Origin of the sequence: Pelagibius sp. 7325 (genome assembly GCF_037652055.1) — a bacterium.
In the GTDB taxonomy this organism is placed as follows: Bacteria; Pseudomonadota; Alphaproteobacteria; order Kiloniellales; family Kiloniellaceae; genus Pelagibius.
Genome location: NZ_JBBKAH010000013.1, coordinates 18,832 through 35,067, shown reverse-complemented (window position 1 = coordinate 35,067; position 16,236 = coordinate 18,832). Strand labels below are relative to the sequence as shown.

The window sequence follows — 16,236 nt, the reverse complement described above, 5'->3', positions numbered from 1 at the left end:
CGAGCATGGCGAGCAAAGATCACAGCTACACCGGGCCGATCCTGGAATGCAGGGATCTCTGCATCTCCTACTTCACCCGCGCCGGCGAGATCCCGGCGGTGATCGACTTCAACATGACGCTGGAGCAGGGCCATAGCATCGGGCTGGTCGGAGAGTCGGGCTGCGGCAAATCGACCGTGGCCATGGCGATCATGCGCTACCTCGGCAATAACGGCGCCATCGTCGGAGGCCAGGTGCTCTACAAGGGCCGCGACATGGCGACCTTGAGCGAGGAGGAACTGCGCCAGCTGCGCGGCAACGAGATCGCCATGGTCTACCAGGAGCCGATGGCTTCGCTGAATCCCTCGATGACCCTCGGCCGCCAGCTCATGGAAGTCCCGCTGTGTCACGAGAACATCGGCGAGAAAGAAGCCTACGACCGGGCGCTGCAGATACTCTCCGACGTGAACCTGCCGGACCCCGAGCGGATCATGTCGGTCTATCCGCACCAGGTCTCCGGCGGCCAGCAGCAGCGCGTGGTCATCGCGATGGCGCTGCTGTCCAACCCCTCGCTGCTGCTGCTCGATGAGCCGACCACCGCGCTGGACGTGACGGTGGAGGCCGGCATCATCGAGCTGATCGGTCAGATCGCGAGCAAGTACAACACCTCGATGGTCTACATCTCGCACAACCTGGGCCTGATCCTGGAGACCTGCGACCGGGTGAACGTGATGTACTCCGGCGTGGTGGTGGAAGGCGGGGCAGTGGGCGAGGTCTTCGACCACATGCGCCACCCCTACACCAAGGGCCTCTTCGGCTGCATTCCCTTGCCGGGCGCCGACAAGGCGGCGCGTCCCCTGGTGCCGATCCGCGGCCAGCTTCCGCTGCCGCACCAGCGCCCGCCGGGCTGCTACTTCGGCCCGCGCTGCGACTTCTTCAAGGAAGGTCTGTGCGACCGCGAGGGACTGAAGATGACGCCGGTGCCTGACGAACCGGGTCACGACGTGCGCTGCCGCCGCTGGCAGGAAATCGACTGGTCGACCTACAAACCCGAGGGCGTCGGCGCCGGCGCGACGCAGGCCGGCGAGGTGGTGCTGTCGCTGAACAACATGAAGAAGTACTACGAGATCACCGACAACTCGATCGCCGCCATGATCTCGGGCAAGCGGGTGCGCCACGTGAAGGCGAACGAGAGCATCTCCCTCGATGCCCGCGCCAGCGAGACGGTCGCCATCGTCGGTGAGTCCGGCTGCGGCAAGTCGACCTTCGCCAAGGTGCTGATGGGCCTGGAGACGGCGACCGACGGCGAGGTGTTCTTCAACGGCAAGGACATCGCTCAGCAGGAAGTGCAAAAGCGCAGCCCGGAGCAGGTCGGCTCCATGCAGATGGTCTTCCAGAATCCCTTCGACACGCTGAACCCGAGCCACAGCGTGGGATCGCAGCTGGCCCGTGTCATCCGCAAGTTCGGTGTCGAGACCGACAAGGACAGGATCGAGCAGCGCGTCATGGAACTGCTTGACCTGGTCAAGCTCCCGCGCGATTTCGCACGCCGCCGGCCGCGCCAGCTTTCCGGCGGCCAGAAGCAGCGCGTCGGCATCGCCCGCGCCTTCGCCGGCAACCCCAGCACCGTGGTGGCCGACGAGCCGGTCTCGGCTCTCGACGTCTCGGTGCAGGCGGCGGTGACCGGCCTGCTGATGGATATCCAAAAGTCCTACCGCACGACGCTGATCTTCATCAGCCACGACCTCAGCCTGGTGCGCTACCTGGCCGACCGCGTGGTGGTGATGTATCTCGGTCACATTGTCGAGCAGGGCACCACCGACGAGGTCTTCGCGCCGCCCTATCATCCCTATACCGAGGCGCTGCTGTCGGCGGTGCCGATTGCGGATACCTCTGTCGAAAAGACCCGCATCATCCTGGAAGGCAATCTGCCCTCGGTCACCAATCCGCCCAGCGGCTGCGTCTTCCACACGCGCTGCCCGCGCTTCATCGGCGATATCTGCAAGACCGAAGAGCCCCCGGTGGTGACCTTGGGCGACGGCCACAGGATCGCCTGCCACCTGCCTCTGGCGGAACTTCAGAGCATGAAGCCGGTGATCAGCCTGGCTCGCGCGCCCCAGACGCCTGCGGCAGAATAGGCGACGGGAAGCCACGCTTGCCGCCGACGTCCGGCAGTCGTACCTTCGGTGCCATGGAGAGGCGAGAATCGTTAACCATATCAAGGGCCCGGTCGCGACTCCGCTGCCCCGGCGCCCGCAGCCTGGCGGCTGTCCTGGCGTTGCTGGCGCTGGCCGCCTGCACGGGGGAGGTCGGGCCGCCGCCGGAATCCGATCCGCCGCTGGTCCCGGGATCCGCCAAGGCGCAGCCTGCGCCGGCGCAGCCGACCGAGCCGCAGGCCTGGTCGCGCGACCTCGATTTCGATGCCGGTCCGACCAAGATCGTACGCGGGCAGCTCGCCGAGGGTCTGGCGGCATCCGATAGCGGCGTCGTCTATAGCGAACAGCGCCTGACTTACCTGTCGGCCTTCCAGGAGGAGCGCAGGCTGACCCCCGCGGAGCAGGCGCGCCAGCGGGCCCAGGAACGGGCTGCCGCGGCCGGCTTGCCGCCGCCTCCGGCGGTCGCGCCGCCGCCGGTCGAACAGGTCAATGCCGAACCTCTGCCGCCGATCGGGGCGCCCCAGGAGGGGCAGGGGGAGTCGCCGGCGCCGCGCCGCGAATCGCGCCTGCCACCGCCACCCAAGTTCCCGCCGCTGCCGCCCAGGCAGCAGGAAGCGGCCGGGGCACCCGCGCCAACCTCCAAAGCTGTTCCAGAGCAGGGCCCCGAGCCGATCGAGGCCGCCGCGGCGGACAGCGCGCCGGCCGGCGATGCGCCTGGCGAAGCGGCGCAGACGGCGGCATTCGTGACGGAAGCATGGGAGGCGCCGAAGGGCACCATCCTGGTCCAGGTCTCGGCGGTTCCCGACCAGCGCAAGGTGATGGCCGAATGGCAGCGGCTGCAGGACCGCTATCCGCAGATCCTGAAGCCATTGCGTCTGGTGGTGGAGGAGGCCCGGCTGGGCGAGCGGGGCGTGTTCTACCGCGTTCAGGCGGGTGGCTTCGACAGCCGTGCCGGCGCGGCACAGGCGTGTGACGCGCTGATCAGCAGCGGTCAGGCCTGCTTTGTCGTGGTGCGGACGGACAAGGGCGCTCCTCCGTCGTCGGGCTAGCCCGCCAGGTCAGCCAGGCCAGGAGCCAGACGAATCAGTGGGAAACTCGGATCTCGCTGTCGGTGACGGCGGTGAAGGGAATGCGCAGGGCCACCAGCTTCCACTCCGGCCCGCGGCTCTCTGCCCAATGGCGGAACTGCTGCTTGGCCCGGTGGACGACCTCTTCCTCCGACTGCTCGTGCGCAGAGATCACCTGCTGATAGATCTCCAGGTGAATCTGGTGTTCTTCGTCGTCCAGCTGAAGCTTTACGTCGTACTTCGGCACGGCTGGATGCTCCGGTAGGTGATTGCGTTTGACCGTCCTTAGGCTAGAGCAGGACCTCTTGCACTTTCGTTAAGGGTAAAAAGATCGCCCTTAGGTAGAGTATGGTTAACGAAAGTTTGCGAAACCGCGGCCGCACGCCGGCGACAGCGGCCGGCCGCCTTCAATTCCCCGCTGCTGCAACGCAGAATAGAGCTATACTTGGCGCGACGTGCGACGTCGGGGGCAGCTCGATGGATGGAATTGAAACGCTGGGGCAGGTCAAGCCTACGGCAGAGGGGCGGCAAGGCAGCGGGCTGACGGCGCTTGCCGTCGAAGCCTTCGATGCCCTGCCGGTCGCCGCAGCGCTGGCGGCGTGCCGCGAAGGCGCCGCGGAGCCGGTTCTGATCCACGGCAATCAGGCCTTCCAGCGTCTGACCGGACGGCGGCTGTCGGAGGAAGACGCCTGCAGTCTGGCCGACCTCCGGGCGATTGCCCGACCCGCTGCCGAAGAGGCCCGCTTGCGCGACCATTTTCGAGCCGGCAGCCCGGTCAGCGAAACCCTGGTGCTGCAGGACTGCGACGGCACGCGCCGTGAAGCGGCCTGCCAGTGGACGCCGATAACGGCGGTGCCGGGGAGCGGCCGCGCGTGGAGCGTCGTCCTCACGCCGAGTGCGCCGGAGCGCGACCTGCGCAGCGCGCTGCACGCCAGCGAAAGCCGCCTGGCGGCGATCTTCGAGTATGCGCCCGTCGACATTTGCCTGAAGGACACCGAGGGCCGCTTCCTTCAGGTCAGCCGGCGCTTCGAAGAGATCTACCAGGTCACCAACGAGCAGATTAGAGGCAAGCTGCCGGCCGACATGGGCATCGACGATGCCTGGGCCGCGCGGGTCCGGCAGATGGACCTGGAGGTTCTGCGGACCCGGCAACCATGCGTCTTCGAGGAACAAATCGCCTTGCCGCAGGGTATCGTCGAGGGCCTGACGGTGAAGTTTCCGCTGCTGGACGGCGCCGGCCTGGTCCAGGGGATCGGAACGATCTGTACCGACGTGACCGAGCGCAAGTCGGCCGAACGGGCGCTGATGCACAGCCAGTTGGAGGCCGCACGGTCCAAGGCGCTGCTGTCCGAGGCCATCGAGAGCATGACCGACGGCTTTGTATGGTTCGACAACGAAGGCCGGCTCGTGCTCTGCAACAGCAAGTACCGCGAACTCTACCCGAAGCTGGCCAACGACCTGCAGGTCGGCGCGTCCTACTCCGAGCTGATGAAGCTGGCCTTCGACCGCGACCAGTTCACCGTTCTTGCGGGGGATGAACGCGCCATCCGCGAGCGGGCGGCCGGCAATCCCTTTCCGGGCCATCCGACCTTCCGCACCAAGACCAGCGAGGGCCGCTGGATCGAGGCGCACAACCATCCGCTCGATGCCGGCGGCTTCATCGGTATCCGTTTCGATGTCACCGAGCAGGTGGCGGCCGAAGAGGCGCTGAAGGAGAGCGAGCAGCGCTTCAAGGACTTCGCCCAGTCCGGCCCGGGCGGCTTCTGGGAGATGGAAGAGTCACTGCGCTTCTCATCTTTTCTGGACGTGCAGAAGGCCAGCGGCCGCTCACGGCCGACCGCCGGAGAGGCGACCGGGCGAACCCTATGGGATATCTTCGCCGGCGACGTCGAGGGCGACCAGTACTGGCGGGCGTTGCGTCGGGATCTCGAGGCGCGGCGCCCGATCAAGGACCTGCGCGCCGTCTACGTCAGTCCGGAGGGCGAGCGCTTCTACTGGCGGATCAACGGCAAGCCGTACTACGACCGCACCGGCCGCTTCCGCGGCTATCGGGGCGTGGCTGAGGACGTGTCGTCGGAAGTGGAGGCACGCCAGCGCGCCGAGGACGCCGAGGAGCGGCTGATCGACGCCATCGAAAGCATTTCGGGGGGCTTTGCCCTGTTCGACGCCGACGACCGCCTGGTGCTGTGCAACCAGACCTATCGTGAGCGTGCCTTTGGCGAGGGTCTGCACGTCTTCACCGGTGCCACCTTTCAGGAGATCGCCCGAGCCAACGCCTACAATGGCTGCATCTACGGCCTGGACACGGACGAGAAGCGGGAGGCCTGGATGCAACGGCGCCTGCAAGCCCACCGCGCCGCCGAGGGTTCCGTCGAAGTGAGCTGGTACGACGGCCGCTCCTTCCTGATGACCGAGCGCCGCACGCACGACGGCGGCATCGCCAGCGTGTCCACCGATATTACGGAGCTGAAGCAGGCGCGGGAAATGGCCGAGCAGGCAAACCGGGCGAAGACCCGCTTCCTCGCGGCCGCCAGCCACGACCTGCGCCAGCCGCTGCACGCGATGGAACTCTTCGTCGCCGCCCTGGAAGCCACCGTCGACGACGAGGACGCGCACTGCATCATCGCTGACCTCAGGGAAGCCTCCAATGCGGCCGGCCGGCTGCTCAACGCGCTGCTCGACGTTTCCGAGCTGGAGAGCGGCAAGCTGGAAGGCCAGTTCATGGACTTTCCGGTGCAGCAGCTGCTCGATCGCCTGGTCCGGGTCTATGGTCCACAGGCACGCGAGCGTGGCCTTGCACTGAAGGTTGTCCCCTCCAGCCATGTGATCCACAGCGATCCCAACATGCTGGAGCGCATCCTCGGCAATCTGCTGTCCAACGCGGTGCGCTACACACCGGCCGGACGGATCCTGATCGGTTGCCGGCGGCGACGGCGCAAGCTGCGGATCGAGGTATGGGATACCGGCCAGGGAATCCCGGAAGGCGAACGGCAGAAGATTTTCGAGGAGTTTCACCAGCTGGACAATGCGGCGCGCGAACGCCACCGGGGGGTCGGCCTCGGCCTTTCCATCGTTCGCCGCCTCGCCAACATCCTCGGCCACGAAATCTTCCTGCGGTCGGTGCGCGGGCAGGGCAGCGTCTTCGCCGTAGAGCTGGACCTGACCGGCAAATCCGTCGAGCTGCAGGGGCAGGGGAGCGCGCGGTCCTGTCAGGCCCCGATGAGCGGCGACATCACCGTGCTCGTGATCGATGACGATCCCCAGGTTCGCAAAGGGATGCTGCGTGCCTTGCAGTCCTGGGGGTGTCGCGTGATCAGCGCGCGGGATTACGACGAAGCGGCCGAGGTCGTCGGCGCCGGCATGCAGTCGATTGACCTGATCATTGCCGATTACCGTCTGCCCGCGGGCTGCACCGGGGTCAGCGTCGCCAGCCGACTGCGCGCGCTTTGGGGGCGCCTAGTGCCGGTGCTGATCGTGACGGCGGACCGGGGCCAGGAAGAGATGCAGGAGATCGCCGACCAGGGCTTCCCGACCTTGCAGAAGCCGGTCAATCCCGAAGGTCTCAGGGTCGCCATCGCCAGTCTGTTGGAGGACTTCGCCGTTCCCGCTGCCGATGATTCCCGCGACTGATTTCGGCCGGCGGCAGGGCGGGGGCCACCGATGAGCGCCTGGCTCGCCGACAACCTGGTGCTCATGGTCGCCGGGTTCATCCACCTTTCGGGGGTCGTCTCCGCCCTTCATGCGGCGGTGCGGACCCGCACGGCCCAGGGCGCGGTCGCGTGGTCGATTTCGCTGGTGACTTTTCCGTACCTGGCGCTGCCGCTTTACTGGGTCTTCGGCCGGGGCAAGTTCCATGGCTATGTCGCGGCGCGCCGCTCCGGCGATCTTCATATCCACGACATCGCCGCGGCCCTGCAGCAGCGTGTGGAACACGGGCATCGCGCGCCCCTGCCGGCGTCCGCGGTGGCGCAGCGGGTCTTCGAGCGGCTTGCCGGCATGCCGTTCTCCCATGGCAACGCGCTCGAGGTGCTGAAGAATGGCGAGGCCGCCTTCGGCGCCATGTTTGCCGCGATCGACAGCGCCCGGAGCTACCTGCTGATTCAGGTCTATATCCTGCGCGACGACGACCTGGGGCGCGACCTGAAGACCCGCCTGATGCGCCGCGCCGGAGAGGGCTTGAGGGTCCATCTGCTGTACGATGAGATCGGCAGCCACGATCTGCCACGCGCTTTCGTGCGCGACCTGCGGGCCGCCGGCGTCGAGGTCCGCCCCTTCGGCACGACGCAGGGTCCTGTCAACCGCTTCCAGCTGAACTTCCGTAATCACCGCAAGATCCTCATCGCCGACGGCCATGTCGCCTTCGTCGGCGGGCTGAACTTCGGTGACGAATACCTCGGCCGCGACGCGGCCATGGGTGCATGGCGTGACACTCACCTGCGGGCCGAAGGGCCGGTGGTCCAGGCGATTCAGCTGGCCTTTGTGGAGGATTGGTTCTGGGCCGCCCGCGCGGTCCCGGAGTTGAACTGGATGCCGCAAACGGCGCCCGGTGGACGATACCGGGTCCTCGCCCTGCCGACCGGCCCGGCGGACATGCGGGACAGCTGCGAGCTGTTCATCCTGGAGGCATTGCGCAGCGCGCGCCGGCGGGTCTGGATTGCCAGCCCGTACTTCGTGCCGGATGAGCAGGTGGTCTCCGCCCTGGAATTGGCGCGCCTGCGCGGCGTTGAAATCCGTATCCTGCTGCCGCAGCGCGCGGACCGGATGTTGGTCCAGATGGCGAGCTTCGGCTATTATCCCATGGCCGAGCGTACCGGCATTGAGATCTTTCGCTATCAGCCGGGCTTCCTGCACCAGAAGGTTTTGCTGGTCGACGACGACCTCGCGGCCTTGGGTACCGCCAATCTCGACAACCGTTCGTTCCGGCTGAATTTCGAACTGTCGCTGGTGGTTTGGGACGAGGACTTTGCCGGCGAGGTCGAGGCGATGCTTTGTGCCGACTTCGCCCTGAGCCGGAAGGTGGCGCCCGGCGAGCTCGACGAACAGTCCTTCTGGTTCCGTTTCGGGGTCAGCCTGTCGCGGCTGCTGGGACCGGTACTTTAGCCCGTTACATCTTGCTGAGTGCGTCGATCGTGCGCAGGATCGCAGGGCCGATCAGCACGATAAAGAGCGGCGGCAGGATGAAGACGATCATCGGCACGGTCAGCAGCGCCGGCAGCCGGGCTGCTTTTTCTTCCGCCTTCATAGCGCGTTCCTCGCGGGACTCGGCGGACAGAACACGCAGAGACTGCGCCAGCGGCGTGCCGTAGCGCTCGGCCTGCAGCAAGGTGCCGACCATGCCCCGCAACACCGTCAGGTCCGTGCGTTTGGCAAGATTCTGCATCGCAGTGCGGCGGTCCGGCAGGAACCCGAGCTCAAGGCCGGTCAGGCTGAACTCGTCCGACAGTTCCGGCGCCGTTTTCTGCATTTCGTCGGCGACCCGCAGCAGCGTGGCATCGAGGCTGAGGCCCGCCTCCGCGCAGATCACCATCAGGTCCAGCGCGTCCGGCAGGCACTTCCGGATCGCTTCGCGCCGCTTGGTCGCGGCGTTGTAGACCAGGATGTCGGGAAGGTAGGCACCACCGAGCGTGGCACCCAGCGCCCAAATGGCCTTCGACGTTTCCGTCATGGCATAAGCGTCGAGGACGTAGAGCATGAGGACGGCGATGCCGCCGAAAATGAAGGGGAGGGCAAACTTGGCGAAGAAGAAGCGCACCAGCGCGTCCTTGCTGCGCCAGCCCGCCCGCATCAGCTTGAGGCTGACCTTGTTGGCCTGTGCGCTGCGCAGCACCTTCAGCATCTCGACGACGCTGCGCATGATGGTCATGCTGGGCTGGTGTGCCTCGCGGCGGCGCGGCCCCATCACGGTGCTGCGCATGTCGCGGCGCTGTGACGCGATCATGCGCGCGCGCTGCGCCGTCGCGTCACGATGCAGGAAAGTATACCAGACGGCCAGGACGCTGACGAGCACCGAGATCGACGACATGGCGATCAGGAGCTCTTCGACGGTCATGCCGTCGGGTAGAAGGTCGGCGAAGGTCATATCTCGAACTTCACCATCTTGTACATGACGCCGATGCCCATGGCGAAACTGAGGAAGCCGAGCCCCACCAGGAAAGGCCCGCGCGGGTCGTACCACAGATCGTCAATATAGTCCGCGTTGACGAGATAGATCAGGATGGCCATCACGAAGGGCAGCGAGCCGATGATGTAGGCGCTGGCCTTGGCTTCGGAAGAAAGCGCCTTGATCTTGAGCTTGAGCTGGCGCCGGCGGCGCAGCACGTCGGACAGGTTGGAGAGGGTCTCGGCGAGGTTGCCGCCCGTCTCGGATTGGATCGAGAGCGCGACGGTGAAGAAGTTGAACTCCTGAATGTTGATGCGCCGGGAGCAGTCCCAAAGCGCCTCATCCAGCTTGGCGCCGAGACGCACGGAATCGGTGACGTGGCGCAGTTCGATGCCCACGGGGTCGACGATCTCCGCGCCCGCGGTACGGATCGACTCGGTGATCGGCAAACCGGAGCGCAGTCCGCGCACCATCAGGTCTATCGCCTCGGGAAAGTGGGCGACGAACTTGTTGCGGCGCCGGGCCACCATGAAGCCGACGATCAGGTGCGGAAGCATGATGGCGGTACCCAGCGCCGTCAGCACGGCAACGAGCGGAACGACCAGCTTCAGGAACATCAGAAGCCCGAAAGTGGTCAAGCCCAGCAGAAACGAAATCAGCACGTACTTCGCAAGCGTCGTCTTGAGCCCGGCACTGGACAGGCGCAGGCGCAGCAGCTCGGGGCGGGGCACCAGGTGCCGGACCAGGCTGTCGAGCACTGCGATGCCGCTTTCATTGTCGGCCCGGCGGATCGACACGGCCTGCTGCGGCGTCAGCGCTGGCGCATTGGTTCGCCTTATGCGGTCGATGCGCCGGCGCGTCTGCTTTTCTACCGGGCTGCCGCCGAAGAGCAGCATGAAGAGCACCAGCATGCCGAGGGTGGGCAGCGCGATCAGCAGCCACTCGATCTGGGTTGCGCCGAGCGTCAACGGAAAGCCGCCACTCATCCCATGGCCTCCAGCAACGGCTTGTCCAGGCTGAAATAGGCCGCCTTGGGTGCGAAGTGCGGGCGCAGGCCGGACGACTTAAAGTTGCCGAGCAGCATGCCGTCCTTGCCTTCGCCCTGGAACTCGTAGGTGAAGAGGCTCTGAGTGGTGATGATCTCGCCTTCCATACCGACAATCTCCTCGATATGGGTAACGCGGCGCATACCGTCACGCATGCGGGAGATCTGGACGATCATGTCGACAGCCGATGCGATCTGGGTGCGCACCGCCTTTGCCGGCAGATTGATGCCAGCCAGGCCGATCATGTTCTCGAGGCGGGTCAGCGCCTCGCGCGGCCGGTTGGCGTGGAGCGTACCGAGGGAGCCGTCGTGGCCCGTATTCATGGCCTGCAGCATGTCGACCGCCTCGGACCCGCGGACCTCGCCCAGGATGATTCGATCAGGGCGCATACGCAGTGAGTTCTTCACCAGGTCGCGCATGGTGATCTCGCCGCTGCCTTCCAGGTTCGGCGGCCGGGTCTCGAGGCGCACCACATGCGGCTGCTGCAGCTGCAGCTCGGCGGCGTCCTCGATGGTCACGATGCGCTCGCCCGGATCGATCAGTTGCGACATCGCGTTCAGCAGGGTCGTTTTGCCCGAGCCTGTGCCGCCGGAAATGAGGATGTTGAGCCGGCTGCGCGCGGCGATCTTCATCACTGTCGCCATCGCCTGGGAAATGTTGTTCTGCCGCATCATCACGTCCAGCGTGATGCCCTTCTTTGAGAACTTGCGGATCGAGATGGAGGGGCCGTCGATGGCGAGAGGCGGAATGATGATATTGACGCGGCTGCCGTCCATCAGGCGTGCGTCGACCAGCGGCGTTGTCTCGTCGACACGGCGGCCGATCTGGGAGACGATGCGCCGGGCGATGTTCAGCACGTGTTCGTCATTCTGGAAAGTGACGTCGGTCAGCTCCAGCTTGCCGCGGCGCTCGACATAGACCTGCTTCGGCCCGTTGACCATGATGTCGGTGATCGCCTCGTCGGCCAGCAACGGCTCCAGCGGACCCAGGCCCAGCATGTCGTCGAGCATGATGTCGACGATCGCCTGCTGTTCGGGGGCGTTGAGGTTGAGCTTCTCGTCGAGAACGATTTCGCGGACGATTTCGCCGATCTGACGCGTCAGGTCGTCGCGCGGCAGCTGCGATGCCGCAGAGACGTCCAGGCGTTCCATCACCAGCGGATGGACTTTGTTCTTGGCGGCCGAGACGACCGGTGAATGGGATGTTGCCTTACCCTTGGGATGTCCTTCGGGCGGCGTCACCGCGCCGGGCCGGGCTTCCGGCATTTCGGCGACGGCAAAGAGCTCGTTGCGTTCGTCCGGCTGCATGGCGCTGCATTGCAGCAACCAGTCGATCAGGCCGGCGACGAGCTTGCGCCGCTGCAGCAGTCCTAGCTTGGTGCCGCTACGTTCGACTTCGTAGCTCAGCAGATTGCCGATCCGCAGAGCGAGTTCGGGCCGCGGGATGCTCGAGAGATCGTCGTCGCCGAAGAGGGCGAGAACCTTGGGCTGCAGCTGACGGCGGTAGGCCTCCAGACTCTCGTCCGAGATGGCCTGCTCGCTGGGACCGTTGGACGGACCGTCGATGACAACCCCCGCCACGACCGTCAGCTCCGCTTAAAGAGGCCGCTCAGGCCCGACGGCTTCTTCTGATTGCTCTTGCCCTTGGCCGCGGCCTTGCCCTTGGTCTGCAGCTGTGTGGCCGTCTTCTTTTCCGGCATCTGGATTTCGCCGGCCAGCTTGCGCAGGGCCTTGCAGACCTTGGCGCGGGCATGGGACTGGGCCAGCGGCTTGCCGGTGTTGGCGGCTGCGTTGAAGACCTTCGGCTCGTCGGGCAGTTGCAGGTCGACCTTGTGCTCAAGGGCCTTCTGGAAGTCGCGCAGCTGCATGGCCTGCTTCGGGCCGGCTGCGCGGTTGGCGACGATCCGTACCGGCGTATCGGGCGCAACTTCCCTGACGCCCTGCAGCAGCCGGAGCGAGTCGCGCAGGCCGGAGAGGTTCAATTCGGTGACCAGGATGATTTCGCTGGCGGCCTCGAAAACCCGTCGGCGCACGGCGTATGACGAGCGCGGGACGTCGATAACGATGGCGTCGTTGATCCGGCCCAGCGCCTCGAAGAGCGCGTCTACGGCATTCGGATTGAACTGAGCTTCCGCCGTCAGATTCTCCTCGGTGGCCATGATCGACAGGTTGTCGGTCAGCTTGGCGGTGGCGCTGGCGATGAACAGGCCGTCGACGCGTGCCGGGTTCTCCAGGGCCTCGCGCAGGCCGCGCGTCGGCTCCAGGTCGAGAGACAGCGCGATGGTGCCGAACTCCAGATCGAGGTCGATGAGCGCTGTCTTGTACTTGCGCTCTTCGGCCAGAATCCAGGCAAGGTTGACGGCCAGGGTGCTGGCACCGACGCCGCCGCGCGAGCCGATCACCGCAATGCGGGTCTTCTGTTCCGGAGTGCTTTCGACGACATGCGGCTGGGTCGATTCTTCGGTGCGATTCAGCGCCGAGGCCAGCGCCTTCTCGGTGACCGGCTTGACCAGATAGTCGCAGGCGCCCGAATCAACGATCTCACGGTAGACCGAGATGTCGTTGATCGAGCCGATGCCGATAACCTTCGTCTTCTCAGGGACCGCGGCGCTCAGCGAAAGCATGGCGGTCTGCGGCGAAGCCGCCTCCGACACGTCGACGATGAGCACGGACGGCGCCGGAGTGCTGCCGAGATACTCGATCGCCTGATTGGTTCCGCCGTCGCGCACCAGCGGTTCGGCGAAATACTCCTTCAGAACGGAGGCGACGACCGAGTGGGTCTGGTTGTCGCCGACGAAGGCGACGCATTCAGCCGCGACGGATGTTGCCGGGTTCTGCGCCAGGATACGATCCGCTACGCTCATTGGGACTTGGTGTCCTCTTGAAGGATATCTTCGAGAATGGGATCGTCGACGCGGTAGCGTTGCACCGAAACGCCCGAGCGTTCGGCATCGGCGGGGTCGAGGGTGCGGCCGCGCGCGAGATCGGCCGGGTCGGCGATCATGACGCCCAGGTTATAGGCCGTGCTGCAGCCGAAGCTGCGCTCATAGACGGGCGGATCGGGCTCCAGCGGCTGCTCCTGGTCGCAGTCCGGCAGCACGGCGACCATCTTGGCGACGGTGAGGCCGATCTCGTGCGGCTGGAGGGCGGCGACGCGGGCGACGCTGCTGTCCGCCAGGGCGCTCTCATAGCCCCTGTTGACCAGGGCGGAGCGGATGCTTTCCAGACGCTGCAGCGTCATCCGGTCAAAGGTGGCGGTGTCGTCCTGGCTGCCGGCGACGCTGAGGCGGATCAGGCTGCCGGGGGCAGGATCGGCTTCGGTCAGCAGGCGGTCGATCGCCTGGCGTGCGCTGCGGTCCAGCAAGGCGGTATCGGCGGCAAAGGCCACGCGCTGCTCGAAGACGATGGCTTCGGCGTGATTCTCCGGCGTAGCCGGGACCTGACGCCATTTGCCGTGATGGAAGACGACGTTGATGACGTCCGCGGCGGCCTGGGTTTCCGGGCTGCGGTCGGGATCGCCGGCGCAGGCGGCGGCGGCCAGGGAGACACACAAGGCAGCGGCCAGCTTCGTTCGCATTTGACGCAGCATCGCAGTCGTTTCCTAGTCCAGAATGAATCCGGTGTTGGTTTGGGCGCCGCCGAGATTGGTCGCCTGGGCGGGGTTCACCGGCACGGTCTGAGACGTTCCTTCGTCGGCGTTCGAGGCCAGCGGCGGCGCGCGATAGGGCTCCAGCGGCGTGCGCAGCTGATCGGCGTCGACCGGCTGCACGACGTAGGGCGTGACGATGATCACCAGTTCGGTTTCGTTGCGCTCGAAACGGTCGCTCTGGAACAGGGCGCCCAAGATGGGCAGGTCGCCGAGGCCGGGAACCTTGCGGTGTTCCTGACGGGTGCTGTCCTGGATGAGACCGGCGATCGCGAAGCTCTGGCCGGAGGCCAGCTCCACCGTGGTTTCGGCGCGTCTTGTGGTCAGGGAAGGGACCGACAGGCCGCCGGCGAGGATCTGAACGGCGGCGGAGAGCTGGCTGACTTCCGGGCGGACGCGCATCGAAATGCGATTGCGGCCGATGATGACCGGCGTGAAGGCGAGGCTGACACCGAACTCCTTGAATTCGACGGTAATGGTGTCTTCGTCCTCGGCCACCGGGATGGGAAACTCGCCACCGGCCAGGAAGCTTGCCGTTTCGCCGGACAGCGCGGTCAGGTTCGGCTCGGCGAGGATGGTGATCAGGTCGTCCTCGGCCAGGGCGTCGATCAGCACCTCGAAGGATCCGTCGCCGAAGACACCGGCGGCGGCGATCTGGTTGATGCCGGCTGTGGGCAGCAGGGACGCCGCGCCGAACTGGATACCGCCGTCGACGAAGGCAGACCAGTTGAAGCCGAACTGGTTGGTGATCTCGCGGGACACCTCGGCGAAGCGGACACGCAGGTTCACCTGGTTTGGCGCGGTGACCATGAGCCGGTTGATGACCTCGCCGCCGTCCCCCATGAAGCGGGTGGCCAGCCGGCGGGCGTTCTCGGCCTCGGTCGCGCTGGCGACCGCTCCGGTCAGAATGATGGCGCCGTCCACCGAGGAGGCGATGATCTGGCCATCCGGCAGCAGGTCGTCCAAGGCGCCCTGCAGGCGGGCCAGACTGTGGCTCACCGTCACCGTGACGTTGGCGATGAGGTTGTCGTTGGCGTCGAGCGCGAAGAGGGTGGTCGTGCCGACCTTGCGGCCGAACAGATACAGCAGGCGATCGGACTTCGCCGTCACGTCGGCGATTTCGGGGTTGGCGATGAAGACCGACGCCATGCCGCGGTCCAGCCGCAGCAGCTGGCCTTCGTTGAGTTCGATGCCGATGGGATCGCCATTGGTGGGCACAGCACGGCCCTGCAGCGCGGCATGGGCCGCGCCGGCCGTCAGGGAAACCGCAAGCGCAATGAATGCGGCAACCCAAATCCTTGAAAACACGCGCATAACCGTACCCATCTAGAAGCGCTGCTGTTCGACTTGATTACCACGGGTAATGTTAACAACCTTCTTATTGCCGCCCTTATGGCCCGAGCGCAGGCCCACCAGGCGGCTCACCTCCGTATCCCAGGTGTAGGTGTCGCCGCGCTCCGGATCGGTGTTCTCCAGCTCCGGCTCCTCGCCGTCAGGCGCGGTCGCCGTCAGGCGCTCCAGTTCCTCATCGTCCTTTGCCAGGCTGCGCAGGCTGATGGAGAGGCCCCCCAGTTCCCGCACGACGTTCAGCATCTCCGCCTGCTTGGGCGTCACTTCCAGGGTGAAGTTGTCGGCATAGCTGGGCTTCTCGGCGTTCTCGTCGACCAGCTGGTCGATGGCCAGCACGCGCACGTTCTCCAGAACCGTCTCGCTGGCCCGGCGCTCGATCGGGTCCGGGCCGGTCCGGTCGGTGATCTGATGTGTCAAAATGATGTCAATCCGGTCGCCCGGGAAGACGAGGCCGCTGACGCCGGAGGTGGCGTTCACGCGCACCGCAATGGCTCGGAAACCCGGACGCATGACGGCCGCAAGGAAGCCGCGTTCCCCTGGCACGATGACGCGCGTCGGGGTGATCGGTTCGCCGGCTGTGAAGCCGCGGCGGACCACCGCGCCCTGGTACTTCTCGAGGGTCGCTTCCTCTTCGGTCAGATAGTTCTCCGGAATGTTGTCGTCCGGCCAGATCTGCCAGCGCAGCTGATCGGGCTGAATGAAGGAGCCTGTGGGCAGAGGCACCTTCGAGACCAGCACCTTGATGCCCTGAGGCGGCGGCGGCGCCTGGACGGCTGCCACCGGCTGGGCGCGCTGGGCGGAAATCCAGTTGCGCGCAACGACGGTGGTTCCGGCGGTAATCAGCAGCGCGGCGATGATGAGAATGATGTTTCTGGCAGACATCGATCAGTTCT

Annotated in this window: 12 protein-coding genes; 4 read left to right on the top strand and 8 right to left on the bottom strand. The window is 66.0% G+C overall.

The features are described 5' to 3' along the window. The first annotated feature begins 5 nt into the window (after positions 1 to 5). Together WDC82_RS22880 and WDC82_RS22875 are read left to right on the top strand one after the other, a co-directional pair. On the top strand, positions 6 to 2,117 hold the full coding sequence (locus WDC82_RS22880) for an ABC transporter ATP-binding protein (protein ID WP_340119737.1): 2,112 nt from the start codon (positions 6 to 8) through the stop codon (positions 2,115 to 2,117). Between the two features lie 140 nt (positions 2,118 to 2,257). Then, positions 2,258 to 3,184, top strand: a complete 927-nt coding sequence (locus WDC82_RS22875) for an SPOR domain-containing protein (RefSeq protein WP_340119736.1) — start codon at positions 2,258 to 2,260, stop codon at positions 3,182 to 3,184. Positions 3,185 to 3,218: 34 nt separating this feature from the next. Here the strand turns inward: WDC82_RS22875 and WDC82_RS22870 are convergent, their stop codons facing one another. Beyond that, positions 3,219 to 3,449, bottom strand: a complete 231-nt coding sequence (locus WDC82_RS22870; protein ID WP_340119735.1) for a hypothetical protein — start codon at positions 3,447 to 3,449, stop codon at positions 3,219 to 3,221. Between the two features lie 230 nt (positions 3,450 to 3,679). Here WDC82_RS22870 and WDC82_RS22865 point away from each other — a divergent pair, with 230 nt between their 5' ends. Both WDC82_RS22865 and cls read left to right on the top strand, forming a co-directional pair. Next, positions 3,680 to 6,832 (top strand): PAS-domain containing protein, encoded by a 3,153-nt coding sequence (locus WDC82_RS22865; RefSeq protein WP_340119734.1) that lies wholly within the window; start codon positions 3,680 to 3,682, stop codon positions 6,830 to 6,832. A gap of 30 nt (positions 6,833 to 6,862) precedes the next feature. Then, positions 6,863 to 8,302, top strand: coding sequence for a cardiolipin synthase (cls, locus tag WDC82_RS22860; RefSeq protein ID WP_340119733.1), 1,440 nt, complete (start codon positions 6,863 to 6,865; stop codon positions 8,300 to 8,302). A gap of 4 nt (positions 8,303 to 8,306) precedes the next feature. Here the strand turns inward: cls and WDC82_RS22855 are convergent, their stop codons facing one another. The 7 genes from WDC82_RS22855 to cpaB are packed head-to-tail and all read right to left on the bottom strand — an operon-like array spanning position 8,307 to position 16,225. Further along, positions 8,307 to 9,281, bottom strand: a complete 975-nt coding sequence (locus WDC82_RS22855; protein WP_340119732.1) for a type II secretion system F family protein — start codon at positions 9,279 to 9,281, stop codon at positions 8,307 to 8,309. Then, positions 9,278 to 10,288, bottom strand: coding sequence for a type II secretion system F family protein (locus WDC82_RS22850; protein WP_340119731.1), 1,011 nt, complete (start codon positions 10,286 to 10,288; stop codon positions 9,278 to 9,280). Before WDC82_RS22850 ends, WDC82_RS22855 begins: the two co-directional genes overlap by 4 nt. Continuing rightward, on the bottom strand, positions 10,285 to 11,928 hold the full coding sequence (locus WDC82_RS22845; RefSeq protein WP_340119730.1) for a CpaF family protein: 1,644 nt from the start codon (positions 11,926 to 11,928) through the stop codon (positions 10,285 to 10,287). The genes WDC82_RS22850 and WDC82_RS22845 overlap by 4 nt, the downstream gene beginning before the upstream one ends. A 5-nt stretch (positions 11,929 to 11,933) precedes the next feature. Next, positions 11,934 to 13,211 (bottom strand): AAA family ATPase, encoded by a 1,278-nt coding sequence (locus tag WDC82_RS22840; RefSeq protein ID WP_340119729.1) that lies wholly within the window; start codon positions 13,209 to 13,211, stop codon positions 11,934 to 11,936. Beyond that, positions 13,208 to 13,936 carry a CpaD family pilus assembly lipoprotein gene (locus WDC82_RS22835; RefSeq protein ID WP_340119728.1) on the bottom strand — a complete coding sequence of 243 codons (729 nt, stop codon included), beginning with the start codon at positions 13,934 to 13,936 and terminating at the stop codon, positions 13,208 to 13,210. Before WDC82_RS22835 ends, WDC82_RS22840 begins: the two co-directional genes overlap by 4 nt. A 12-nt stretch (positions 13,937 to 13,948) precedes the next feature. Further along, positions 13,949 to 15,319: a type II and III secretion system protein family protein gene (locus WDC82_RS22830; protein ID WP_340119727.1), complete on the bottom strand. Its 1,371-nt coding sequence runs from the start codon at positions 15,317 to 15,319 to the stop codon at positions 13,949 to 13,951. Next, on the bottom strand, positions 15,320 to 16,225 hold the full coding sequence (gene cpaB / locus WDC82_RS22825) for a Flp pilus assembly protein CpaB (RefSeq protein WP_340119726.1): 906 nt from the start codon (positions 16,223 to 16,225) through the stop codon (positions 15,320 to 15,322). Positions 16,226 to 16,236: the final 11 nt, after the last annotated feature.

Coding starts and splice junctions, on each gene's coding strand:
- WDC82_RS22880 (WP_340119737.1), top strand. CDS start 6: ATGGCGAGCAAAGATCACAGCTACACCGGGCCGATCCTGGAATGCAGG.
- WDC82_RS22865 (WP_340119734.1), top strand. CDS start 3,680: ATGGATGGAATTGAAACGCTGGGGCAGGTCAAGCCTACGGCAGAGGGG.
- cls (WP_340119733.1), top strand. CDS start 6,863: ATGAGCGCCTGGCTCGCCGACAACCTGGTGCTCATGGTCGCCGGGTTC.
- WDC82_RS22855 (WP_340119732.1), bottom strand. CDS start 9,281: ATGACCTTCGCCGACCTTCTACCCGACGGCATGACCGTCGAAGAGCTC.
- WDC82_RS22850 (WP_340119731.1), bottom strand. CDS start 10,288: ATGAGTGGCGGCTTTCCGTTGACGCTCGGCGCAACCCAGATCGAGTGG.
- WDC82_RS22840 (WP_340119729.1), bottom strand. CDS start 13,211: ATGAGCGTAGCGGATCGTATCCTGGCGCAGAACCCGGCAACATCCGTC.
- WDC82_RS22835 (WP_340119728.1), bottom strand. CDS start 13,936: ATGCTGCGTCAAATGCGAACGAAGCTGGCCGCTGCCTTGTGTGTCTCC.
- WDC82_RS22830 (WP_340119727.1), bottom strand. CDS start 15,319: ATGGGTACGGTTATGCGCGTGTTTTCAAGGATTTGGGTTGCCGCATTC.
- cpaB (WP_340119726.1), bottom strand. CDS start 16,225: ATGTCTGCCAGAAACATCATTCTCATCATCGCCGCGCTGCTGATTACC.